The sequence below is a fragment of the Streptomyces tatrensis genome, assembly GCF_049310065.1.
In the GTDB taxonomy this organism is placed as follows: Bacteria; Actinomycetota; Actinomycetes; order Streptomycetales; family Streptomycetaceae; genus Streptomyces.
Map to the genome: position 1 here is coordinate 1,105,055 of NZ_JBMDLB010000011.1, position 23,346 is coordinate 1,128,400.

The 23,346-nt window shown below is 73.7% G+C and carries 20 protein-coding genes; 7 read left to right on the forward strand and 13 right to left on the reverse strand.

The annotated features are described in order from the left end of the window. Positions 1-87 precede the first annotated feature (87 nt). Complete coding sequence (locus tag ACODT5_RS20575; protein ID WP_422520777.1) at positions 88-918, forward strand: YhjD/YihY/BrkB family envelope integrity protein; 831 nt, start codon at positions 88-90, stop codon at positions 916-918. A gap of 5 nt (positions 919-923) precedes the next feature. Here the strand turns inward: ACODT5_RS20575 and ACODT5_RS20580 are convergent, their stop codons facing one another. Together ACODT5_RS20580 and ACODT5_RS20585 are read right to left on the reverse strand one after the other, a co-directional pair. Beyond that, entirely contained in the window at positions 924-1,355 is a 432-nt protein-coding gene (locus ACODT5_RS20580; protein WP_422520778.1) for an ankyrin repeat domain-containing protein, read from the reverse strand. A gap of 27 nt (positions 1,356-1,382) precedes the next feature. Continuing rightward, positions 1,383-2,921: a fatty acyl-CoA synthetase gene (locus tag ACODT5_RS20585; protein ID WP_422520779.1), complete on the reverse strand. Its 1,539-nt coding sequence runs from the start codon at positions 2,919-2,921 to the stop codon at positions 1,383-1,385. A 191-nt stretch (positions 2,922-3,112) separates the two neighbouring features. Between ACODT5_RS20585 and ACODT5_RS20590 the strand changes: the two genes are divergently transcribed. Next, positions 3,113-5,572 carry a penicillin acylase family protein gene (locus tag ACODT5_RS20590; protein WP_422520780.1) on the forward strand — a complete coding sequence of 820 codons (2,460 nt, stop codon included), beginning with the start codon at positions 3,113-3,115 and terminating at the stop codon, positions 5,570-5,572. 58 nt (positions 5,573-5,630) lie between these two features. On the opposite strand, the gene ACODT5_RS20595 is transcribed toward ACODT5_RS20590, so the two are convergent. The 3 genes from ACODT5_RS20595 to ACODT5_RS20605 form a co-directional block, all read right to left on the reverse strand. After that, positions 5,631-6,770: a calcium:cation antiporter gene (locus ACODT5_RS20595; protein WP_422520781.1), complete on the reverse strand. Its 1,140-nt coding sequence runs from the start codon at positions 6,768-6,770 to the stop codon at positions 5,631-5,633. Positions 6,771-6,906: 136 nt separating this feature from the next. Then, positions 6,907-8,460 carry an acyl-CoA synthetase gene (locus ACODT5_RS20600; RefSeq protein ID WP_385378692.1) on the reverse strand — a complete coding sequence of 518 codons (1,554 nt, stop codon included), beginning with the start codon at positions 8,458-8,460 and terminating at the stop codon, positions 6,907-6,909. A 20-nt stretch (positions 8,461-8,480) separates the two neighbouring features. Next, positions 8,481-9,587 carry a nitronate monooxygenase gene (locus ACODT5_RS20605; RefSeq protein WP_266911426.1) on the reverse strand — a complete coding sequence of 369 codons (1,107 nt, stop codon included), beginning with the start codon at positions 9,585-9,587 and terminating at the stop codon, positions 8,481-8,483. A gap of 168 nt (positions 9,588-9,755) precedes the next feature. Between ACODT5_RS20605 and ACODT5_RS20610 the strand changes: the two genes are divergently transcribed. Further along, complete coding sequence (locus tag ACODT5_RS20610; RefSeq protein ID WP_422520782.1) at positions 9,756-11,738, forward strand: serine hydrolase domain-containing protein; 1,983 nt, start codon at positions 9,756-9,758, stop codon at positions 11,736-11,738. Positions 11,739-11,794: 56 nt separating this feature from the next. On the opposite strand, the gene ACODT5_RS20615 is transcribed toward ACODT5_RS20610, so the two are convergent. After that, on the reverse strand, positions 11,795-12,319 hold the full coding sequence (locus ACODT5_RS20615) for a CGNR zinc finger domain-containing protein (protein ID WP_422520783.1): 525 nt from the start codon (positions 12,317-12,319) through the stop codon (positions 11,795-11,797). 25 nt (positions 12,320-12,344) lie between these two features. On the opposite strand from ACODT5_RS20615, the gene ACODT5_RS20620 reads away from it, so the two are divergent. After that, complete coding sequence (locus ACODT5_RS20620; protein WP_422520784.1) at positions 12,345-13,013, forward strand: LysE family translocator; 669 nt, start codon at positions 12,345-12,347, stop codon at positions 13,011-13,013. A 37-nt stretch (positions 13,014-13,050) separates the two neighbouring features. On the opposite strand, the gene ACODT5_RS20625 is transcribed toward ACODT5_RS20620, so the two are convergent. Next, the gene (locus tag ACODT5_RS20625; RefSeq protein ID WP_422520785.1) at positions 13,051-13,671 is read right to left on the reverse strand and encodes a TetR/AcrR family transcriptional regulator; all 621 of its coding nucleotides are present in this window, start codon (positions 13,669-13,671) and stop codon (positions 13,051-13,053) included. Between the two features lie 78 nt (positions 13,672-13,749). Here ACODT5_RS20625 and ACODT5_RS20630 point away from each other — a divergent pair, with 78 nt between their 5' ends. Together ACODT5_RS20630 and ACODT5_RS20635 are read left to right on the forward strand one after the other, a co-directional pair. Beyond that, positions 13,750-14,898 (forward strand): FAD-dependent monooxygenase, encoded by a 1,149-nt coding sequence (locus tag ACODT5_RS20630; protein WP_422520786.1) that lies wholly within the window; start codon positions 13,750-13,752, stop codon positions 14,896-14,898. A gap of 81 nt (positions 14,899-14,979) precedes the next feature. Beyond that, complete coding sequence (locus ACODT5_RS20635) at positions 14,980-15,423, forward strand: nitroreductase family deazaflavin-dependent oxidoreductase (protein ID WP_422520787.1); 444 nt, start codon at positions 14,980-14,982, stop codon at positions 15,421-15,423. A gap of 30 nt (positions 15,424-15,453) precedes the next feature. On the opposite strand, the gene ACODT5_RS20640 is transcribed toward ACODT5_RS20635, so the two are convergent. Genes ACODT5_RS20640 through ACODT5_RS20650 form a run of 3 tightly spaced genes read right to left on the reverse strand, consistent with a single transcriptional unit; the run spans position 15,454 to position 20,094 of the window. Further along, positions 15,454-17,016: a phytoene desaturase family protein gene (locus tag ACODT5_RS20640; protein ID WP_422520788.1), complete on the reverse strand. Its 1,563-nt coding sequence runs from the start codon at positions 17,014-17,016 to the stop codon at positions 15,454-15,456. Beyond that, the gene (locus ACODT5_RS20645) at positions 17,013-19,151 is read right to left on the reverse strand and encodes a serine/threonine-protein kinase (protein ID WP_422520789.1); all 2,139 of its coding nucleotides are present in this window, start codon (positions 19,149-19,151) and stop codon (positions 17,013-17,015) included. The genes ACODT5_RS20640 and ACODT5_RS20645 overlap by 4 nt, the downstream gene beginning before the upstream one ends. Before the next feature lie 34 nt (positions 19,152-19,185). Further along, positions 19,186-20,094, reverse strand: coding sequence for an oxygenase MpaB family protein (locus ACODT5_RS20650; protein WP_422520790.1), 909 nt, complete (start codon positions 20,092-20,094; stop codon positions 19,186-19,188). Between the two features lie 194 nt (positions 20,095-20,288). Between ACODT5_RS20650 and ACODT5_RS20655 the strand changes: the two genes are divergently transcribed. After that, positions 20,289-21,029, forward strand: coding sequence for an SDR family oxidoreductase (locus ACODT5_RS20655; RefSeq protein ID WP_422520791.1), 741 nt, complete (start codon positions 20,289-20,291; stop codon positions 21,027-21,029). A 50-nt stretch (positions 21,030-21,079) separates the two neighbouring features. Here the strand turns inward: ACODT5_RS20655 and ACODT5_RS20660 are convergent, their stop codons facing one another. The 3 genes from ACODT5_RS20660 to ACODT5_RS20670 form a co-directional block, all read right to left on the reverse strand. Continuing rightward, entirely contained in the window at positions 21,080-22,141 is a 1,062-nt protein-coding gene (locus tag ACODT5_RS20660; protein ID WP_422520792.1) for an LLM class F420-dependent oxidoreductase, read from the reverse strand. Positions 22,142-22,210: 69 nt separating this feature from the next. After that, positions 22,211-22,957 carry a 3-oxoacyl-ACP reductase FabG gene (fabG, locus tag ACODT5_RS20665; protein WP_422520793.1) on the reverse strand — a complete coding sequence of 249 codons (747 nt, stop codon included), beginning with the start codon at positions 22,955-22,957 and terminating at the stop codon, positions 22,211-22,213. A 109-nt stretch (positions 22,958-23,066) separates the two neighbouring features. Then, complete coding sequence (locus ACODT5_RS20670; protein ID WP_422520794.1) at positions 23,067-23,336, reverse strand: acyl carrier protein; 270 nt, start codon at positions 23,334-23,336, stop codon at positions 23,067-23,069. Positions 23,337-23,346: the final 10 nt, after the last annotated feature.

A 23,346-nucleotide genomic window follows, 5' to 3' on the forward strand; every position in this document is an offset into this window, starting at 1 on the left:
GGCCGGACCGCCTCCGGATCCACCCCTTCGGGCCCACTCGGGGGGCCTCCCGGGAAGCCGAGGGCCCATCCGGGTAGGGACAGAGGCGTGACCTCGACCTACCGGCGGCTCCACGACCGGCTCCAGGCTTCCCATGCCGGGCTGGCATGGAGCCGTGGGCGGGAGATGGAGCTGATGCACCGGGCCATGGGCTTCGCCGCCCTCGGCTTCCTCACCCTGGTGCCGCTGCTCGTCGTCGTCGCGGCCGCCGCGCCGGGCAGCGGCTCGGGCTTCGGCCGCTGGCTCGGGCAGGCCCTCGGGGTGACGGAGTTCTCCCGGGAGCGGGTGGAGATGCTGTTCGGCGCCGCGGACCTCGCGCTCGAGCGGACCACGGCCTTCGGTCTCGCCGCCCTCGCGGTCTTCGGCCTGACCTTCGGCTCCGCCGTACAGACCGGGTACGAGAAGGTCTGGGACCTTCCGACGGCCCGCTGGCACACCATGTGGCGGCACGTCGTCTGGCTCGCCCTGCTGGTCTGCTACCTCGGGCTGCTGGTCCTCATCCCCGCCCCCTCAAACGATGCGCCCGGCACGATCCTGGGCACCACGGGCGATCTCATCGGCACCTGCCTGTTCTTCTGGACCTCCCAGTGGATCCTCCTCGGCGGGCGGGTCCGCTGGCGCGCCCTGCTCCCGGGTGCCGCGTGCACCAGCCTGGGCCTCCTCGGCCTGCGGCTCTTCTCCCAGCTGGTGTTCTCCCCGCTGATCGCCTCCAACGCCGTGACCTACGGCCCCTTCGGCACCCTCCTGGTCGTCCAGTCCTGGCTGGTCGGCGTCGGCTTCGTGGTCTACGGCGGCGCGCTGGTCGGCCGGCTCTTCCACGAACACCTCGTCCTGCGCCGCCTCCGGGACACCGTCCTCCCGGAGGACCCGGAGCTGTAGCTTCGTCAGCTTCCTCCGGCCCGAGGGCGGGCTCCCGCCGCGCGGAGTACGGCGACCGTGGCCGCGTGCGGTCCCGCCAGCGCCCAGTCGAGGGGCGTGCGGCCCGCGCCCCGGTCCTCGCGCAGGTTCGGGTCCGCGCCGTGGGCCAGGAGCTCGCGCACCGTGTCGGCGTGGCCCCAGCAGGCAGCCGCGCACAGGGGCGTGCCCTCCGTACCGCGTCCGCTCTCGGTGTTCGGGGAGGCCCCGGCCTCCAGGAGGCAGCGGACCGTGTCGAGAGCGCCCTGAACGCATGCCGCGTACAGGGGCGTGGTGCCCTCGGAGTCGGCCGTCTCGGGGTGGGCACCGGCGGCCAGGAGCGCGCGGACCCGGGCGGTGCGCCCGAACATCGAGGCGTCGACGAGCTGCCGCGCGAGCTTCTTCTGCCGTCTCCGGTTCATGACGGCCGAGACTAGTCGGCCGGACGGTCAGGTCGGGTTCGAGAAGCGGTCGCGCAGGGTGCGCTTGAGGATCTTGCCGCTCGCGTTGCGGGGCAGGGCGTCCACGAAGACGATCCGCTTCGGGGCCTTGAAGTGGGCCAGCTTCTCGCGTGCGAAGGCCAGGAGTTCCGCCTCCGTCACCCCCTCGCGCGGGACCACCACCGCCGTGACGGCCTCGATCCACCGTTCGTCCGGGAGACCGACCACCGCCGCCTCGGCCACGCCCGGGTGGGTGTAGAGCACGTCCTCGACCTGCCGTGAGGCGACCAGGACCCCGCCCGAGTTGATGACGTCCTTCACCCGGTCCACGACCGTGAAGTACCCCTCCGGGTCCCGGACCGCCAGGTCGCCGGAGCGGAACCAGCCGTCCCGGAAGGCCTTCTTCGTCGCCTCCGCGTCGTTCCAGTAGCCCAGGCACAGCTGCGGGGAGCGGTAGACCACCTCGCCCGCCGTGCCGTCCGGCACCTCGGCCCCGTCCTCGTCGACGACCCGCGCCTCCACGTGGTGGACCGGCCGCCCGCACGAGTCCATCCGCCCCTCGTGCTCCTCCGGCCGCAGCACCGTGGCCAGCGGGCCGATCTCGCTCTGCCCGAAGCAGTTGTAGAAGCCGAGTCCGGGCAGCCGTGCGCGCAGCCGTTCCAGAACCGGCACCGGCATGATCGAGGCCCCGTAGTACGCCTTGCGCAGGGCGGACAGGTCACGGACGGCGAAGTCCCCGGAGGTCGCGAACTCCGGATGGTTGGCCAGCCCGATCCACACCGTCGGCGGCGCGAACAGGCTGTCCGCCTCCCCCGCCTCCACCAGGTCGAAGATCTCCTCCGCGACCGGCGCGTCCACGATCGTGTTCCGCGCGCCCACCGCCAGGTACGGGAGCAGGAACACGTGCATCTGCGCCGAGTGGTACAGCGGCAGGGAGTGCACCGGCAGATCGCCCTCCGCCAGGTCCAGGGCCGCGATCGCGCTCTCGTACTCGTGGCAGAGCGCCTCGTGCGTCATCATCGCCCCCTTCGGCAGGGCGGTGGTCCCGGAGGTGTACAGCAACTGCGCCAGCCGGGACGGGTCCCCGGAGCGGGCGAAGGCCCCGGGCCCGGCGGGCTCCGGCGGTTCGGCGAGGAGGGCGAGGAAGGAGCCCGGCGCGTCGCGCAGCGGGCGTACGGCGAACCCCTCGGGGACCCGTCCGGCCAGTTCCGGGTCCGCGAGGACGAGCGCGCTCCCGGAGTTCTCCAGGATGTACGCGAGGTCCTCCCCGGTGAGGTTCTGGTTGACGGGGACGTGCGTGAGCCCGGCGCGGGCGCAGGCGAGGAAGGCGAGGAGGTAGGCGTCGGAGTTGTGCCCGAAGGTCGCGACCCGGTCCCCCTCGGCCAGCCCGTAGCTCCCGCGCAGCACGGCCGCGCCCGTGGAGACGGCCGCGTCGAGTTCCGCGTAGGTCCAGGTCCGCTCGTGGTAGCGGACCGCGATCCGGTCGGGGACGCGTCGCGCGCTGTCGTGGAGCAGTCCGTCGACCGTGTTCTTCCGCACCGGGGTCATGGCGGGATCTTCGTCTGCGCGTACGGCCGGGGTCAATGACCCGGGCGGCGCGGATGCCCGGCCGGAACACCAGGAGATACCAAACGGCATGTTGACATGACGTCAGGTGGCCTGCATGAGTGTGGGGGCACACCAGCACCACCCACCCGCTCGGGCGATCGCGCCCGTCCGCAGGCTACTTGGGAGGTACGTTGCGCCTACTCCACGGACGCCGTCGCGCCCGCCCGCTCCTCCGTCGCGTCGCCCTCGCCGGCACCGCCCTGCTGCTCGCCGCCTCGGCGATACCCGAGGCCGCCGCCCTGGACCAGGGCTCCGGCCCGTCCGGCGGCGGCCTGTCCGCCGTCATCCGCTACACCGAGAACGGGATCCCGCACATCCTGGCCCGTGACTACGCCCACCTCGGCTTCGGCACCGGCTGGGCTCAGGCCGCCGACCAGGTGTGCGTGCTCGCCGACGGGTTCCTGACCGTCTCCGGGGAGCGGTCGCGGTGGTTCGGCCCGGACGCCGCGCCCGACGGTTCGCTCTCCTCCGCCGCCGGGAACCTCTCCAGCGACCTGTTCTTCAAGGGCGTGCGCGACTCCGGCACCGTGGAGAAGCTGCTGGCCGTGCCCGCGCCGGCCGGGCCGGGCAAGGAGGTCAAGGAGCTGATGCGGGGCTGGGCCGCCGGCTACAACGCCTGGCTGGCCCAGAACCAGATAACCGACCCGGCCTGCAAGGGCGCCGGCTGGGTGCGCCCGGTCACCGCCACCGACGTCGCCGCCCGCGGCTTCGCCGTCTCGGTCCTCGGCGGCCAGGGCCGCGCCGTCGACGGCATCACCTCGGCGCGGCCCCCGGGCCCGGCCGCGGTGGCCCCGGGCGCCACGCCCGCCCCGGATGCGGCCGGCGTCGATCCGGCTGCCGCCGCGGAGGCGGCCCGGGAGTTCTTCGACACCACCCGCTACGACATGGGGTCCAACGCGGTGGCCTTCGCCGGCTCCACCACCGCGAGCGGCTCCGGCCTGCTCCTCGGCAACCCGCACTATCCGTGGCAGGGCGGCCGCCGGTTCTGGCAGTCGCAGCAGACCATCCCCGGCGAGCTGAACGTCTCGGGCGGCTCTCTGCTCGGCACCACCGTGGTGAACATCGGCTTCAACGACAAGGTGGCCTGGAGCCACACGGTGGCCACCGGCACCCCCGTCAACCTCCACCAGCTGGCCCTCGACCCGGCCGACCCGACCGCCTATCTGGTGGACGGCAAGCCGGAGAAGATGACCGCACGCACCGTCAGCGTCCCGGTCCCGGGCGGCGCCCCGGTGACCCAGACCCAGTGGTGGACCCGCTACGGCCCGGTCCTGTCCGGCCTCGGCGCCGGCCTTCCGCTGCCCTGGACCACCACGACCGCCTACGCGCTGTCCGACCCCAACGCCGCGAACATGCGCGGCTCCGCCACGGCCCTGGCCATGGGCAAGGCCCGCACGGTCGCCGGCGTCCAGGAAGCCCTCCGGCGCACCCAGGGGCTGCCCTGGGTCAACACGGTGGCCGCCGACTCGGCGGGCGGCACCCTCTTCACCCAGTCCCAGGTGCTCCCCCGGATCACGGACGAGCTCGCCGCGCGCTGCTCGACCCCGCTGGGCAGGGCCACGTACCCCTCCTCGGGGCTGGCGGTGCTGGACGGTTCGCGCGGTGACTGCGCGCCCGGCTCCGACCCGGACGCGGTCCAGCCGGGGGTCTTCGGCCCCGGGAGGGCGCCGACGCTGCGCGATGCCGCCTACGCCGAGAACTCCAACGACAGCGCCTGGCTGGCCAACGCGGACCGGCCGATCACCGGTTACGAGCGGATCTGGGGCAATGCCGGGACCCCGCGCTCGCTGCGGACCCGGGGCGCCCTGGAGGACGTCTCCGCGATGGCCGGCCGGGGCGGGCTGACGGTGGCGGACCTGCAGGAGCAGCAGTTCGCGAACCGGGTCCCGGCCGGTGATCTGGCGGCGGCCGACGCGGCGAAGGCCTGCGCGGCCCTGCCGGGCGGGACGGCCACGGGCAGCGACGGCGCGGCCGTGGACGTGTCGGCGGCCTGCGGGGTGCTGGCCGCCTGGGACCGCACGGCCGACGCCTCGAGCAAGGGCGCGCTGCTCTTCGACCGGTTCTGGCGGAAGCTGACCGCGGGCACGGCGGCCAGGGACCTGTGGCTGGTGCCCTTCGACGCGGCCGATCCGGTACGGACGCCCCGCACGCTCAACCAGGCGGCGCCCGGGATCGGTCGGGCCCTCGCCGACACGGTGGCGGAGCTGGGGAAGGCGGGCATCGCCGCGGACGCCCCGCTCGGGGAGCACCAGTTCGTGGTGCGCGGCGGGCAGAAGCTGCCGGTGGGCGGCGGAACGGAGGCCCTGGGCGTCTGGAACAAGATCGAGGCTCCGTGGAACGCGGCGGGCGGCGGCTACCCGGAGGTCCTGCACGGCTCCAGCCACATCCAGGCCGTCGGCTGGGACGGCAGCCGCTGTCCGGTCGCGCGCACGCTGCTGACGTACAGCCAGTCCTCGAACCCGAATTCCCCGCACGCGGCCGACCAGACCCGGCTCTTCTCCCAGGAGCGCTGGGTCAAGGCACGGTTCTGCGAGCGGGACATCCTCACCTCGCCCCGGCTGAAGGTGGTCTGGCCGCGCGAGCGGCACTGAACACCTGCGCGACCCGTACGACAGGCCCTAGCGGCTTGTCGTACGGGTCGTGGCGCGCTCAGGGGCTGACGGCGAGGAAGAGGTACGCGGCCAGCAGGACGATGTGCACGCCGCCCTGGAGCAGGGTGGCGCGGCCCGGGACGATGGTGAGGGCGCTGACGACGACGGTCAGCGCGAGCAGCACCATGTGGACGGGTTCGAGCCCGAGCACCAGCGGCCCGGAGAGCCAGATCGTGGCGAGGGCGATCGCCGGGATGGTCAGGCCGATGCTCGCGATGGCGGAGCCGTAGGCGAGGTTGAGGCTGGTCTGCACCCGGTCGCGGCGGGCCGCGCGGACGGCGGCCAGCGTCTCGGGCGCCAGCACGAGCAGGGCGATGATCACACCGACCACGGCGTAGGGCAGGCCGAGGTCCGCGACTCCGCGTTCGATGGTCGGGGAGACGGCCTTGGCGTTTCCGACGACGGCGACGAGCGCGACGAGCAGCAGTCCGAGGCTGATCAGGGCGGCGCGGGCGGTGGGCGGTTCGGCGTGCTCGTCCTCTTCGCCGGCGGCCGCGGCGGCAGCGGCCTGCGCGGCCTCCTTGCGGATCCGCTTGGTGGCGACGGGCAGGAAGTAGTCGCGGTGGCGGACCGTCTGGACGGCGACGAACAGCCCGTAGAGGGCGAGCGAGGCGGTGGCGGCGAAGGCGAGCTGGGCCGTGGAGAACTCGGGGCCCGGCTTGGTGGTGGTGAAGGTGGGCAGGACGAGGCTGAGCACGGCGAGCGTGGCGACGGTGGCCAGGGCCGCGCCCGAGCCCTCGGCGTTGAAGACGGCGACGCGGTTGCGCAGGGCCCCGACGAGCAGGGACAGGCCGACGATGCCGTTGCACGTGATCATGACGGCGGCGAAGACGGTGTCCCGGGCGAGGGAGGAGGTCTTGTCCCCGCCGTCGGCCAGCAGGGTGACGATGAGGGCCACTTCGATGACGGTGACCGCGACGGCGAGCACCAGCGAGCCGAAGGGTTCGCCGACCCGGTGCGCGACGACCTCGGCGTGGTGGACCGCCGCCAGCACCGCGCCGGCCAGGCAGAGGGCCACCAGCGCCACGGCGAGCGAGGGCAGGTCGCGTCCCCAGCTGAAGACGAGCGCGACGAGCGCCACCACGGGGACCACGACGGTCCAGTCGGTCAGGGGGGATCTGTGGGTTGCCGTACTCATATCACCCAACTTGCCAGAACTGTCAGCCCTGTGCGGTCGAACAACCCCCTTCACGCCCCTGACGTGGCACTTCTCACGAAACTCCGGGCGTGGCGGACGGATGGACCGGGCCGGCCCCGCAGGGCCGGCCCGGTCCTCACATCGCGCGCTCGTGGCCCTCCCAGTACGGCTCGCGCAGGCGGCGCTTGTACAGCTTGCCGTTGGGGTCGCGCGGCATCGTCTCGATGAAGTCCACGGTCTTGGGCCGCTTGTACCCGGCCAGTTGCCGCTCGCAGTGGTTCAGGATCTCCGCGGCCAGCGCGTCGCTCGCCGCGAAGCCCTCGGCCGGTTCGATGACCGCCTTGACCTCCTCGCCCCAGGAGGGGTGCGGGATGCCGAAGGCGGCGGCGTCCGCGACCGCCGGATGAGTGAGCAGGGCCGATTCGATCTCGGCCGGGTAGATGTTCACCCCGCCCGAGATGATCATGTCGATCTTCCGGTCGCGGAGGAAGAGGTAGCCCTCCTCGTCCATCAGGCCGAGGTCTCCGACGGTGAAGAAGTCCCCGATGCGGTTCTTCTTCGTCTTGCCCTCGTCCTTGTGGTAGCTGAAGCCGCCGGTGTTCATCTTGATGTAGACGGTGCCGAGTTCCCCGGCGGGCAGCCGTTCGCCGTCGTCGTCGAAGATGGCGAGCTCGCTGATCGGCCAGGCCTTGCCGACGGTCCCCGGCTTCTTCAGCCAGTCCTCGGCCGTCGCGAAGGCGCCGCCGCCCTCACTTGCGGCGTAGTACTCCTCCACGCACCCGCCCCACCAGTCGATCATCGCCCGCTTGACGTGGTCGGGGCAGGGCGCGGCGCCGTGGATGGCGTGGCGCATGGAGGAGACGTCGTACGCGTCCTTGGTCTCCTGCGGGAGCGCGAGGAGCCGGTGGAACTGGGTCGGCACCATGTGGGTGTGCGTGCAGGCGTGCGCGTCGATCAGGCGCAGCATCTCCTCGGCGGTCCACTTGTCCATCAGGACCAGCGGGTGCCCGATGTGCAGGGCCGCGGCGGCGAACTGCAGGACGGCCGTGTGGTAGAGCGGCGAGCACACGAGGTGGACGTTGTCGTCGAAGGCGCGGATGCCGAAGATGCCGAGGAAGCCGCCGAGGTAGGTCTCCTCCGGGAGCTTGCCGGGCAGCGGGCGGCGGATTCCGCGCGGTCGGCCGGTGGTGCCGGAGGTGTAGTTCATGACCCAGCCGAGCGTGCGGTCGGCGGGGGCGGTGTCCGGCTGCCCGTCGAGCAGTTCGCCGTACGAGCGGAAGCCCGCGACCGCTCCGACCGCGTACCGGTGGCTCGCGGGCAGGCCCGCCTCGTCGGCGGCGGCGGTGGCCGCGTCGGCGAACCGTTCGTGGGCGATCAGGACCTTGGCTCCGGAGTCGGAGACGATCCAGGCGATCTCGGGGCCGACGAGGTGGTGGTTGACCGGGACGAGGTAGAACCCGGCCTGGGAGGCGGCCAGGTAGGCGGTGAGGAACTCGACGCTGTTGGGGAGGACGACGGCGAAGACGTCGCCCCGCTCCAGCCCGGCGGCCCGCAGGCCGTGCACGAGGCGGTTGACGTCGGCGTGCAGCCGGGCGGCGGACCAGGTCTCGCCCTCCGGGGTGACGAGGACGGTGCGCTCGGGGTCGGCGGCGGCCTGGGCCCAGAAGCCGTTGGGGGGCGTGTCGGTCATCTTGTCCACTCCTCGGTTCTTCAGGCCCGGCCGGCGATGCGGGTGATGCGGTCGATGGCGCGCTCGAAGCCGCTGGTGAGGTCGTCGAAGACGGCCTGGACGCTGCGTTCGCTGTTCATCCGGCCGACGATCTGCCCGACGGGGGTGCCGAGCAGCGGCTGGATCTCGTACTTCTGGATGCGGGACACGGCCTCCGCGACCAGGAGTCCCTGCAGGGGCATCGGGAGGGCGCCGGGGCCCTCCGGGTCGTCCCACGCGTCGGTCCACTCGGTGCGCAGCTGGCGGGCGGGCTTGCCGGTCAGCGCGCGGGAGCGGACGGTGTCCCCCGAGCCGGCGGCGAGCAGCTTCTCGGTGAGGGCGCGGGAGTGCATGTCCGCCTCGGTGGTGGTCAGCCAGAGGGAGCCGAGCCATGCGCCCTGGGCGCCGAGGGCCAGTCCGGCGGCGATCTGTTCGCCGCTGCCGATGCCGCCGGCGGCGAGGACCGGGAGCGGGGCGACGGCCTCGACCACTTCGGGTACCAGGACCATGGTGGCGATGTCGCCCGTGTGTCCGCCGGCCTCGTAGCCCTGGGCGACGACGATGTCGATGCCGGCCTCGGCGTGCCGGCGGGCGTGCTTGGCGCTGCCGGCGAGGGCGGCGACGAGGACTCCGTGCTCGTGGGCGCGCGCGATGACGTCGGCGGGCGGGGAACCCAGCGCGTTCGCCAGGAGTTTGATGGGGTAGTCGAAGGCCACGTCGAGCTGGTTGCGGGCGACCTGTTCCATCCAGCCGGTGATGCGCCAGCCGGAGGCCTCGCCCTCGGCGAGCTCGGGCACGTGGTGTTTGGCGAGGGTGTCGCGGACGTACTCCCGGTGCGCGGCCGGGATCATCGCCTCGATGTCGGCCTCGCTGACGCCGTCGACGGCCTTCTTCGCGGGCATGACCACGTCGAGCCCGTAGGGCTTGCCGTCGGTGTGCTCCTGCATCCAGTCGAGGTCGCGCTTCAGGTCGTCGGGGGCGGTGTAGCGGACCGCCCCGAGCACCCCGAACCCGCCCGCGCGCGTGATGGCAGCGGCCACCGCCGGGAAGGGCGTGAAGCCGAAGATGGCGTGCTCTATTCCCAGTTTCCTGCTCAGCTCCGTCTCCATGGGCGGCAGGATGCCGCAGCCCGGCCGCCGAGGGAAGAGGTTTTCTGATGCAGCGTCAGATTCTTTGCCCGCCGGTCACGGCGGGGCCCGCCTCGTGAGCGGGCAGATACTCGGGAGGACACGGCGAGCACACGGCGGAGCACGCGGCGGCGGACGGGAGGACCGGTCATGAAGGCAACAGGGGCAGCCGGGAACGACGGTGGGACGAAGGGCTCCGGCACGACCGGCCCGACGGCACCCGACGACGGCGGCAGCGCGCCCGCGGCGGACGACGACGGGCACGCCGTGGACGCCGGCCGGTCCGCGGCGCACGGCACCGCACCCGGGCCGGACGGCGGCGGCGGCGCCGCCGCCGCCGCCGCCGCAAGCGTGCGCGGGCTCAGCCGGCGGCGGCTCGGGGCGCGGCTGCTGGCGCTGGGCGGTGTGCTCGTGCTCCAGGCCGCGCTGCCCGGGTCCGCGGGGGCCGCCGGGGGGCCGGCCGAGCGGCGCGCGCTGCAAGGGCTGCGGCTGCGGTACGGGTCCGCCCGCCAGGCGGGGCTGTTGGAGAAGCATCTCGAAGGGGTGGCGGACGAGGCGCGGCGCTTCCTCGGCCCCTCCCCCGAACACCCTTACTACGCCGGGGCCGTGGTCCTCGCCGGGCGGGGCCGCACCGTGGCGCTGCACCGGGCGATGGGCGACGCCGTCCGGTACGCCGACTACGACGGCCGCACCGACCGGGTCCGGGAGTTCCCGGCCGCCCAGCGGATCGCGATGGCCGAGGACACGGTCTTCGACCTGGCCTCCCTCTCGAAGCTGTTCACCTCGCTGCTGGCCGTGCAGCAGATGGAACGCGGGCGCCTCGAGCTGGAGGCGCCGGTGCACCGGTACCTGCCCGAGTTCACGGGCGGGGGCAAGGAGTCGATCACCGTACGCCAGCTCCTCACGCACACCTCGGGGCTGCGGTCCTGGGCCCCCTTCTACCAGGAGCCCACCCGGGCGGGTCAGTTGAGGCTGCTGTGGTCGGTGAGGCCGCAGGAGACCCCGGGGACGGTCTACCGCTACTCCGACCTCAACCTCATCGCCCTCCAGCTGCTCTTGGAACGGATCACCGGTCACACGCTGGACCTCCTGCTCCAGGACGAGATCACCACTCCGCTCGGGATGCACCGCACCCGTTACAACCCGCCGCTCTCCTGGCGCCGGGTCACGGCCGCCACCGAGGTGCAGCGCCCGCCCTGGTCCGGGCTGGACCGCGGGCTCGTCTGGGGCGAGGTCCACGACGAGAACGCGCACGCGCTGGGCGGCGTCGCCGGCCACGCCGGCGTCTTCGGCACCGCCTGGGACCTGGCGATCCTCGCCCGCACCCTCCTCGACGGCGGGGTCTACGCCGGCAAGCGCATCCTGCGCCCCGCTTCCGTCGAGCTGCTCTTCACCGACTACAACACCGCCTTCCCCGGCGACGACCACGGCCTGGGCTTCGAGCTCTACCAGCACTGGCACATGGGCGCCATGGCCACCCCGCACTCCGCCGGCCACACCGGTTTCACCGGCACCTCCCTGGTCCTGGACCCCTCCACGGACTCCTTCCTGATCCTCCTGGGCAACTCCGTCCACCCCGTGCGCACCTGGCGCGCGGGCAGCGCCCCCCGCGTCGCGACCGGCAACCGCTTCGCCCGCGCCGTCCCCGTCCGCACGAAGCACGGCGGCCCGGCCTGGTACTCCGGGATGGAGACCGGCGGCTCGGGCACCCTGACCCTCCCGCCCCTCACCCCGGCCACCGGCTCCGCCCGGCTGCGCTGCGCGGTGTGGTGGGACACCGTGCCCGGCGCGGGAGCGCTGCACGTGGAGGCCTCCGCCGACGGGCAGATGTGGGAGCCGCTCCCCTTCACCACCGTCCGCACCACCGGCGGAGCCGCCGAACACTGGGCGCGGGGCTCCGTCTCCGGCTGGTCGGGCCGCATCTGGCACCGGCTCGAAGCCCCGCTCACCGCCTGGGCCGGCCGCGAGGTCCGCATCCGCTTCCGCCACAGCGCCCAGGGGCGCTACGTGGGCCGCGGAGCCTACGTGGACATCCTGCGCGTCTCGGAACCCGCCCAGCTCCTCTTCGCCGAAGACCGCCCCGCGGACGCCTCCCGCATCGAGGCGACGGGCTGGTCCCGCTCGGCGGACTGAAGGCCGCACGGCGACCGGTCGTGGCGCGGGGCGTCACCGCTCGCCGTGCGGGCTCGTCACCGCTCGCGCCGACGAGCCCGGTGCCGGCGGACGGCGTCCCGGCCGCCGCAGCGCGGTGAGCAGTACCGCTGGGTGCCGTTCCGCGAGGTGTCGACGACGACGTTCGTGCAGGGGTGAGCCGCGCACCGGCCGAGGCGGCTCATGCCACGCGTCGTCAGGTGCAGTGCGGTGCCGACGCTGAACACGGCGTGCAGGACCCGCGCCAGGTCGTCGTCGACGTCGCGGTAGTGCAGGTGCCAGCCCTCGCCGTTGTGGTCGGTCATGCGCGGATAGGCGGCCGCGGCGGCCATCTGCTCGTTGAGGATCGCCGCCCGCTCGCCCGGGTCGCGGGCATCGACGACCCGGATCCAGTCGTCGAGCACCGCCCGGCAGCGGACGTGGTCGTCGGGCCGCTCGGGGAAGGGCATCGTCATGCCGAACTCGCGGGTCCGCTCGACGATCCCCGCCCGGGTGTCGGGCCAGTCGTCGGCCAGGGAGCGGGCGAGGAGTATCGCGTACTCGCCGTAAGGGTTGAGATGCATAAGGACATTACATCAAGGTGGAGGCATGTCCCTCACCTCGTTGTCCTCGCCCGTGTCCGGTGCGTCCGTCCTCGGCATGACCCTCACCGCGCTGGTCATGGTGCTGACCCCCGGGCCGAACATGATCTACCTCGTGTCGCGCAGCATCGGCCAGGGGCGCGCGGCGGGGCTCGTCTCCCTGGCCGGTACCGGTGTCGGCTTCGTCGTCTACATGCTGATGGGCAACCTCGGCCTCGCGGTCGTGTTCGTCGCCGTGCCCTGGCTGTTCATCGGCTTCAAAGCCGCGGGCGTCCTCTATCTGGCCCATCTCGCCTGGCAGGCCCTACGCCCCGGCGGGCGGGGCATGTTCGAGGTCCGCGACATACCCCGTGACAGCCCGGCGCGGCTCTTCCGCATGGGGCTGGTGACGAACCTGCTCAACCCCAAGGCCGCGATCATGTACCTGACCTTGATCCCGCAGTTCATCGACCCGCAGCGCGGGAATCCGGCCGCGCAGGGCCTGACCCTCGGGTCGGTTCAGATCGCGGTGAGCCTGACCGTCAACGCCCTGATCGTCGTCGCCGCCGGGGCCATCGCCACCTTCCTCGGCCGGCGCCCGAGCTGGGCCGCCGTGCAACGCCGCATCACGGGCACCCTCTTGGGCGCCGTGGCACTTCTCCTCGTCCGCGAGGTGCCCGCCCGAGCCCGAGCCTGACCAGAAGTCCCTGGCCGCGAGCACACCCGGTCACGGCCTAGGCGAGGGCCGCGTCGATCATCCTGCGGGTCACGGAGGTGAGTTCGGCCAGGTCGGGTGCCGGGCGGGAGCGGGCGAGCGCGCCCGCGAGGCGGTCGTAGAGGAGTCCGTCGGCCCACGCGACCATGAGTTCGGCGGACTCGCCCGGCCGGGCGGCGCCGAGCGCCGCGAGGATCCCGGCGGCCCGGTCCCGCGATCCCTGGCCGGCCCGGTGGAGTTCCGTCGCGAGCTCCGGGTTCCGGGCAGCCTCCAGGCTCAGCTCGAAGCGCGCCAGCTGGCGCGAGCGTCCCGTGGTCAGCCACCGGTACAGCAGCGCGGCGAGCGCCGCGGCGACGGCGTCCCGGTCCATCGGCGAAGGCGGAGCCGAAGGTGCAGAGGGAGGTGCGGCCGTGGCGCCCCCGTCGAAGTCACCGAGGTCCAGCTCGGCCAGCCGTGCGTAGCAGGCGCCGATCAGCGCCGTCCTCGTACGGAAGTAGTACGAGGTGCTGCCCGCCGGAAGCCCGGCCGCTCCGTCGACCGCCCGGTGGGTCAGGCCCCGCAGCCCGGCGGTGGCCACGAGGTCGATCGCGCTGTCGGCGATGAGTGTGCGGCGGTCGCTTCCGCGCTCGGGGGTGTGCATACCGTCACTCTACAAGTGTAGAGTGACGGCCATGCCCTCTACAGCTGTAGAGGGCATGGAGAACGGGAGGGGACGGCCATGACGCGACGTCAAGCGGTGGTGGCGGGCGCGGGGATCGGCGGACTCGCCGCGGCGGTGGCCCTGCACCACCGCGGCTGGGACGTCACCGTCTGCGAACGCGCGCCCGGGCCGTCCGCGATCGGCGCGGGAATCGTCCTGGCCCCCAACGCCCTGCGCGCCTTCGACGCCATCGGCTTCGACGCCGCCCGCGCGACGGGTCACGCCACCCCCGCCGCGATGGACCTGCGCCGCCCCGGCGGCCGCCGGCTGAGCCGCGCCGACGGTGCCGCGCTGACCGCCAGGTACGGCCGGCCCCCGCTCGCCGTGCACCGCGCGGCCCTCGCCGCCGCCCTGGCCGCCGAGCTCCCCGAGTCCGCCCTCCTGTACGGCACGGCGGTGACCGCCGTCGACGGCGCGGACGGCCGGCCCGTCGTCCACACCCCGGCCGGAGCCCTCACCGCCGACGTGGTCATCGCCGCCGACGGCATCCACAGCCCGATCCGCCGCCAGTACTTCCCGGCCCACCCCGGCCTGCACTACAGCGGGGAGACCGCCTGGCGGACCGTCCTTCCCGCCGGCGGCCCGCCCGTGCGCGCCGCCGCCGAGACCTGGGGCCGCGGGGAGCGCTTCGGCGTCGTCCCGCTCGCCGACGGCCGCGTGTACGTCTACGCCACCGCGGTCGTGCCCGAGGGCTACCGGCCCGCCGACGTCCGCACCGAACTCCTGGGCCGCTACGGCACCTGGCACGACCCGATCCCCGCCCTGCTGGAACGGATCGACCCGGCGGCCGTGCTCCAGCACGACCTGTACGACCTCGCCGCCCCGCTCCCCCGCTTCCACCGCGGCCGGCTGGCGTGGCTCGGTGACGCGGCGCACGCCATGACCCCCAACCTCGGCCAGGGCGGGTGCCAGGCCGTCGAGGACGCCGCCGTCCTCGCGCACCTGCTGGACGGGGCGGACGTACCGGCCGCCCTGGCCGCCTACAGCGCGGCCCGCTGTGCCCGCACCGACGCCCTGCGCATCCGCTCCCGCCACGCGGGCCGGATCGCCGCCCTCACGCACCCCCTCGCGGTGGCCGCCCGCGACCTCGCCGTCCGCGCCACCCCGGCCCCTGTCGCGCGGCGCGCCTTGGACGACCTCTTCTACGGATTCGCACTTCCGGATTGAGCCACATGGGCCGTGCCCTGTGGCGCCGGCACTCGTTGTTGTGGTTCGTTGACCGTTCAACACGAAGGCAGGCGAACCCATATGACCGACATCGACTGGGACAACCCGATCGACCCCAAGCCGGGCTGGACCCTGGATCACGTCAAGCTGTACGTGGGGTCCGGCGGGGCCGAGGGGCAGTACTGGAACAACACCCAGACCCTGCTGCTCACCACCATCGGCCGCAAGTCCGGAAAGCCCGTGCGGACCCCGCTCATCTACGGCGAGGACGGCGGCCGTTACCTCATCGTCGCCTCCAAGGGCGGCGACCCCGCGGACCCGCTCTGGTACCGGAACCTCAGCGAGCACCCCGAGGTCCGGGTGCAGGTCGGCCCGAAGGTGGCCCAGGGCGTCGCGCGGACCGCGACCTCCGAGGAGCGTGCCGGGTTCTGGCCGCTGATGGTGAAGCACTGGCCCTCGTACGACGAGTACCAGACCAAGACCAGCCGGGAGATCCCGATCGTCGTGATCGACCCCGTCGGCTGACAGGGCGCCGGGGCGCTGTGCCGAGGCGCGTCAGTGCCCCAGGACCGCCATCGCCGCGTTGTGGCCGGGGACCCCGCTGACGCCGCCGCCGCGGACCGCCCCCGCGCCGCACAGCAGTACGTTGCGGTGGGCGGTCTCCACGCCCCAACGGCCGCCGCCCTCCTCGGCGTAGGGCCAGGACAGGTCCCGGTGGAAGATGTGCCCGCCGGGCAGGCGCAGATCCCGCTCCAGGTCGAGCGGGGTCTTGGCCTCGATGCAGGGGCGGCCGTCGGCGTCGAAGGCCAGGCAGTCGGTGATCGGCTCCGCCAGGTGGGCGTCGAGCTGGGCGAGGGTGGCGGCGAGCAGCACCTCCCGCGCCCCCTGATTGTCGTGCCCGAACAGCCGTGCCGGCGTGTGCAGTCCGAAGAGGGTCAGGGTCTGGTAGCCCTGCTCCGCCAGCTCGGGCCCCAGGATCGTCGGGTCCGTCAGCGAGTGGCAGTAGATCTCCGAGGGCGGTACGGAGGGCAGTTCGCCGGCGGCGGCCTCCGCGTGGGCCCGGGCGAGCTGTTCGTAGCCCTCCGCGATGTGGAAGGTGCCGCCGAAGGCCTCGCGCGGGTCCACGGAGGTGTCCCGCAGCCGGGGGAGCCGGCGCAGCAGCATGTTGACCTTGAGCTGGGCCCCCTCGGGGGCCGGCTGCGCCGGTTCCTCCCCGAGGAGTTCGGCGAGCGCCTGCGGCGAGGCGTTGACGAGCACCACCCGGCCGGCGACCCGCCCTTCGCCCGCCGCCGTGCGGAACGTCACCTCGGCCGGGGCGGTCGTGCCGTCGGTGTCGATGCGCAGCGCCTCGTGCCCGGTGACGATCTCCGCCCCGGCCGCCAGCGCAGACGACGCGAGCGCGTCGGTGAGCGCGCCCATGCCGCCGACGGGGACGTCCCAGTCGCCGGTGCCGCCGCCGATGACGTGGTAAAGGAAGCAGCGGTTCTGGGCGAGGCCCGGGTCGTGGGCGTCGGCGAAGGTGCCGATCAGCGCGTCGGTGAGGACGACCCCGCGCACCAGGTCGTCGGCGAACTCCCGCTCGACGGCCCGTCCGATCGGCTCCTCGAACAGCATCCGCCAGGCCGCCTCGTCGTCGAGCCGCGCGCGCAGCTCGCCGCGCGTGGGCAGCGGCTCGGTCAGCGTCGGGAAGAGGCGCTCGGCGGCCCGCCCGGTGGTCCCGTAGAAGGCGCGCCAGTTCTCGTACTCCCGCTCCGAGCCGGTCAGCCGGGCGAAGGACTCCCGGGTGCGCGCCTCGCCGCCGCCGACCAGCAGTCCGCCGGGGCGTCCGGCGCGCTCGACGGGGGTGTACGAGGAGACCGTCCGTCTGCGCACCTCGAAGTCGAGCCCCAGCTCGCGCACGATCTTCGCGGGGAGCAGGGAGACCAGGTAGGAGTAGCGGGACAGCCGGGCGTCGACGCCCGGGAAGGGCCGGGTGGACACGGCGGCCCCGCCGGTGCGGCCGAGCCGCTCCAGGACGAGGACCGAGCGGCCGGCCCTGGCCAGATAGGCGGCGGCGACGAGGCCGTTGTGGATCACCGCGTCGTACACGTCGTGCCCGAAGCCCCGCGAGGTCGTCATGGCTCTTGGTAACACACCTGGCCCAGCCGCTCCAGACAGTGCGCTTCGTCGGCGTGGGCGGCGACCGTGTCCGGATGGCCGTCGCCGAGCGAGCGCTCGCGGATGCCGGAGAGTTCCCGGTAGACCGGCAGCGCCTGGTCCCAGCGCCCCAGCCGGCCCAGTCCCACGGCGAGTTCGCGCCGGCTGACCAGGGTGTCCGGGTGCTCGGCGCCGAGCGTGCGGGCCCGTGCCTCGCCCACCTCCCGGGCTTCGGCCACCGCTTCCTCCCAGCGCTCCAGGCGCCCGAGGTTCACCCCGAGGACGTGCCGGGCCCGCAGCGTCTCCGGATCGGCGGCCCCGTAGGCGCGGGTGCGGTCGCGGACCAGGTCCCGGAACAGCTCCAGGGCCTCGGCCGAGCGCCCGGTCCGGCCCAGCGCGATCCCGGCCTCGTAGCGCGCGGCGAGCGTGTCGGGGTGGTCGCGGCCGAGCACCCGCTCCCGTACGGCGGCGATGTGCCGGAAGGCCTCCAGGGCCTCCTCCCAGCGTTGCAGGCGGCCCAGTGCGTACGCCACCTCGTACCGGGTGAGCAGTGTGTCCGCGTGCTCCGCCCCCAGGACGGCCGCCCGGTCGGCGGCCACCTCAGCGGCGGCGGTGTGGGCCTCGGAGAGGCGGCCGAGGGCGCCCAATGCGCAGGCCAGGTTGTGCCGGCAGCGCAGGGTGTCGGGGTGGATCCGGCCCACGGTGCGCTCCCGGGCGGCGAGCACCGCGCGGTAGCCCTCGTACGCCTCCTGGTGGCGGCCGAGCAGGCCCGTCTCGTACGCCGCCTCCTGCCGCGCGGCGAGGGTGTCCGGGTGGTCGGCTCCGAGCACCCGGGCGCGTCCTTCGGCGACGGCCGCGTACCCGGCGAGGGCCTCCTCGGTGCGGCCGGCCCGGCTGAGGGCGAAGGCCCGCGTGTGGCCGGCGTCGAGCGCGGCCTGGCCGGAGGGGGCGGTGCCGGGGCCGTGCGGGGACCCGTAGGCGGCGGTGAGCCGGGGGTCCTCGGCCGGACGCGGGCGTACGACGGTCGGCGCGAGCGGGGGGACGGGGCCGGAGATGGCGGGGACGGGGCCTGAGATGGCGGGGGCGGCTCCGGCGGCCGCCGGGTGCTGCCCGCTCGGGCGCGCGGCGGTCCAGGAGCCGGTGAGGACGGCCCACTCCCCGCTCGCGGGGCGGGCCTCGAGGCCCGCCTTGCGTCCGGCGGTCATCCCGTCGGCCCACCCGGGCAGCGGCGGGTGCGCTCCGGTCACCGCGCCGGGGCCGAGCCGGGCCTCGACGAGCCGGCGGTGCAGGTGGCGGGCGTCGCCCGGCCGGTCCTCGGGATTTTTGGCGAGCAGGTCGAGCACCAGCCGCTCGAAGGAGGCCGGCAGTTCGGGGCGGTGCTCGCGCGGCGGCACGGGCGCGGTGTCGCGGTGGCCGACCAGCACGGACCAGGAGTCGCCGAGGTCGAAGGGCGGGGCTCCGGTGGCGATCTCGTACAGGACGCAGCCGAGGGAGTAGAGGTCGCTGCGGTGGTCCACCTCGCCGCCCGCGATCTGCTCGGGCGACATGTAGTGCGGGGTGCCCATGGCCATGCCGCCGCCGGTCAGTTTCGCGGTGAAGCCGATGTCGGCGGCCAGCCGGGCGATGCCGAAGTCGCAGATCTTCACCGTTCCGTCGGTGAGCCGCATGATGTTGGCGGGCTTCAGGTCGCGGTGGACGACGCCCTGCTCGTGGGTGTAGCCGAGGGCGGCGGCCATCTGCTCGGCGATGTCGACGACCACGTCCACGGGGAGCGGGCGCGCGTCGTTGTCCTCCAGGAGCTGGCTGAGGTTGCGGCCCTCGAGGAGTTCCATGACGAGGTAGAGGGGACCGCCGGCCGCGCTGTCGTCGCCGAAGTCGTGGACGACGGTGACGCCGCGGTGCTGGAGGGAGGCGGCGACGCGCGCCTCGCGGCGGAAGCGCTCGCGCAGCACCTGGGTGAAGTGGGTGTCCTGCTCGGGTCCGATGGGCTTGAGGCATTTGACGGCGACCTGCCGGCCCAGCGACTCGTCGCGGGCCCGCCACACCTCGCCCATGCCGCCGCGACCGATCAGGTCGAGCGACCGGTACCGGCCGTGGATCAGTCTGGACTCCGCCATGTTTTGAAGTCGCCCCCGTGTGTCGCCCTGCGTCCTACGCCCTCCCCGGCCGGTCCAGTATGGCCGCTGATGTACGCAGTGTGTACGGCGCGGGGCGGCTCCCGGGGCCCATGCGGCGCATCGCCTTCAAGATGTGACCTGGAGGCAGCTGCCAGCGCAGACCTGCGGGAATGCTGCGCAGCAGGCTACCGGTGAGGCGCAGGCGGCGGGTGACGCTGCGCGGGGCCGGTGCGGGGCGGCCGTACAGCTGGTGCGCCCAGCCGGGGAGGGATCCGTAGGCGAGGGCGGCGAGCGGGCGCCACAGCAGATTCCGGCCAGGGACGAGGAGGGGGTGGATGGGCGGGGCGCACAGGAAGGCGTCGACGGCGCGGGCGTCGGGTCCGGCGGCGAGCTCGGGGCGGATCCGCTCGAAGTAGGCGGCCAGGGCGGCGGTGTCCCCCGGTACCCCGGACGGGTCGAGGCCGACGAGCCGGGCGTTGACCCGGTTCTCCGCGACGTAGCGGTCCGCCTGCGCGGGGGTGAGCGGGACCCCGGAGCGGCGCAGGACGTGCAGGAAGCTGTCGATCTGCGCGCAGTGGATCCAGAGCAGCAGCTCGGGCTCGTCCACCCGGAATCGTGCGCCGGTGGCCGGATCCGTCGCCGACAGCAGGGTGTGGATCTTGCGGACGCGGGCGCCGGCCCGCTCGGCGGCCTCGGTGGTGCCGTAGGTGACGGTGCCGACGAAGTCGGCGGTGCGCAGCAGGCGTCCCCAGGCGTCGCCCCCGCCGTTCTCCCCGCTGAAGGCGGAGCTGTTCTCCATGACCCCGCGGACCGCGCGCGGGTGCAGGGCCTGGAGGTAGAGCGCGCGGACCCCGGCGATCCACATGACCGGGTCGCCGTGGCACTGCCAGGTCACGGAGGCGGGGCCGTAGAGCCCCGGATCGGGGCCCGCGTTCTCGTCCATGTCCGGCTCCTCCCCCGTCGCCCGCCCCGGTACACCGCGCGGGACGTGCGGGCCTTGCGGACCGGTGGGCTCCTGTGACCCGCCGGGGCCCTTCCGGTATTCCGCCGAACGGCCGCACGCTCGCCCGTGCGCGCCACTAGGCTTTCCCGGCGGCGGACCGCACCCGCCTCCCCTCGCGACGCGGAGGCACGGTCATGCGTACGGGACGGCTCGAAGGGCAGGTCGCCGTCGTGACGGGCGGCTCGTCCGGCATCGGCCTGGCGACGGCCCGGCGGTTCGTGGAGGAGGGCGCCCGGGTCTTCGTCACCGGCAGGCGGCCGGAGGAACTGGCCGCGGCGGTCCGCGGCCTGGGCCCGGACGCGGTGGCCGTCCCCGGTGACGCGTCCCGCGTCGCGGACCTGGACCGGCTCTACGCGGCGGTCGCGGCCGCGGGCTGCGAGGCGATCGACGTGCTGGTCGTGAACGCGGGCGGCGGCCCGGCCGGCGGCTTCGCCGATGTCACCGAGGAGCAGTTCGACGCCACCTCGGACCTCAACTTCCGGGGCGCCTTCTTCACCGTCCAGCGGGCCCTGCCCATGCTTCGCGACGGGGCCTCGGTCGTCCTGCTGGGCTCGGCCGCCGGCTCCTCGGCGTCCACGCGGTACGGGGTGTACGCCGCCACGAAGGCGGCCGTACGGTCCCTCGCGCGCAGCCTGGCACTGGAGCTGGCGGGGCGCTCCATCCGGGTCAACACCCTCAGCCCGGGCCCGATCGACACCCCGGCCCTGGCCGGCGCCCCGGCGCACGTACGCGAACGGGCGACCGCCGGAGTCCCGCTCGGCCGGGCCGGACGCCCCGAGGAGGTGGCCGCGGCGGCCCTGTTCCTGGCCTCGCGGGAGAGCAGCTTCATCACGGGCATCGAGCTGTTCGTGGACGGCGGAGCGGGCCAGGTCTGACGGGTACGGGTAACGGGTACGCGTACGGGTACGAGATGCCCGGGGATCGCTCAGTCTCCCACTCCGGCCCTGTCCAGGGCCTCGGCCAGGGTGCGCAGGGTCGCGATGCCCTCTTCGACGTGTTCCGGGAAGATCATGGCCGAGAGGGTGGTGACTCCGGCTTCGGCGTACGCCTGCAGCCGGTCCGCGATGCGGTCGGGGGGACCCAGCAGGGCGGTGCGGTCGAGGAAGTCCTGCGGCACGGCCTCGGCGGCCGCACGCAACTCCCCTTCGAGGTAGAGCTTTTGGACCTCTTCCGCCTCGCCGGGGAAGCCGGTGCGGGCCATGAGCCGGTTGTAGAAGTTGTGCCGGCGCGAGCCCATCCCGCCCACGTAGTGGGTGGTGAACGCGCGCACCCGGTCGGCGCAGTCGGCGAGGTCGCCGCCGGTCACGACCGGCACCGCCGCCACCACGTCGAATCCCCGCAGGTCCGCCCCCTTGCTCTCCCGTCCGGTGCGCAGTTCCGCCAGGGCTTCCTGCCCGAACTCGGGCTGGAAGAAGACGGAGAGCCAGCCGTCCGCGATCTCGCCCGCCAGCCGCGTGTTGGCCGGGCCGACGGCCGCGAGGTAGATCGGTACGTGCCCCCGCCGGGGGCGCATGCCCAGCTGGACGGCCTTGCCGGGGCCGTCCGGGAGCGGCAGGCGGTAGTGCTCCCCGTCGTAGGCGACGGTCTTGCGCTGCAGGGCCAGCCTGACGACGTCGACGTACTCGCGGGTGCGTGCCAGCGGCTTCTCGAACCGGGCGCCGTGCCAGCCCTCGGCGACCTGCGGCCCGGACACTCCGAGTCCGAGGCGGAAGCGGCCTTCGGAGAGCAGGTCGAGGGTGGCGGCGGTCATCGCCGTCATCGCGGGGGTGCGGGCGGGGATCTGCATCGCCGCCGTGCCCAGGTCGATGCGCGAGGTCTGCGCGGCGAGCCAGCCGAGCAGCGAGACCGCGTCCGAGCTGAAGGCTTCGGCGGTCCAGGCGACCGAGAAGCCCAGGCTCTCGGCCTCGCGCACGTACTGGGCGGATTCCCGCGGCCTGGCTCCGGCGCCCAGGCTGCCGAGGTAGCGGAGATTGAGTCCGAGCCTCATCGGTCCGGGTGTCCTTCCTGCGTGGTCATCGAGTGGTCGGGCCGTTCCGGGACGGCGTCGCGGGCGTGCTCAGATCACCAGGCCGCCGTCCACGCCCAGGACCTGGCCGGAGATGTAGCGGGCGCGGTCGGAGACGAGGAAGGAGACCAGGTCGGCGACGTCGTCGGGGGTGCCGAGGCGGCCGAGCGGCACGCCGTCGAGGATGTCCTTCCTGACCGCCTCGGTCAGGCCGGCGGTCATGTCGGTCTCGATGAGGCCGGGCGCCACGACGTTGGCGCGTACGCCGTACTTTCCGCACTCCTTGGCCAGGGACTTGGTGAAGCCGATGATCCCGGCCTTGGAAGCCGCGTAGTTGGTCTGCGTGGCGTTGCCGTGGATCCCGGCTATGGACGACAGCGTCACCACACAGCCGGCGCGGCGCTTCATGAACGAGAAGATCGCCGAGCGGCACATGTTGTAGGTGCCGTCGAGGTTGGTCGACATGACATCGCGCCAGTCCTCGCCGGTCATCCTGACCAGGTGGTTGTCGCGCACCACTCCCGCGCAGGTCACCACGGCGTCGATCGGGCCGAGCTCACGCTCCGCGGCGTCGGTGAAGGCACGGACCTGCTCCGCGGACGCGACGTCCGCGCGGTGGGCGACGACGCGGGCTCCGGTGCCGGCGGCCGAACGGACGACCTCGGCGGCCGCGTCCGCGTCCGAGCGGTAGCAGAACGCGACGTCGAATCCGTCGTGGGCCAGCCGGGACACGACGGCGCGGCCGATGCCGCGGGAGCCGCCCGAGACGAGCGCCACCGGTCGCTGGGTGTCTGGCATGTCCTTCTCCTGAAGAGCCGTGTCGAGCAGGGTCTGTGAGGGTGCGGCCGGCCGTGCGCCTCCGCTCTCGCAGGCGCACGGCCGGCCGGCCGCATGAGCCGCGGGCAGGTCAGGACGCGGCCGGCACGGTGCGCTTGTCCGTGATCAGCTGAAGGACCTGGACGAGCGAGGAGACCTGCTTGAGGTCGCTCTCCTCCAGCTTGACGCCGTACTGCCTCTCCAGCCGGAAGACGATGGACAGCGCCATCAGGGAGTCGACCTCCAGGTCCTGCACGAAATCGGCGTCGTCCGTGACCTCCTCCACGTCGAGCGCGAGGATGTCGGCGATGAGGAAGCGCAGCTCTTCTTTGTCGAGTGCGATCCGGGTCTTGTTGGACATGTGGGGCTGT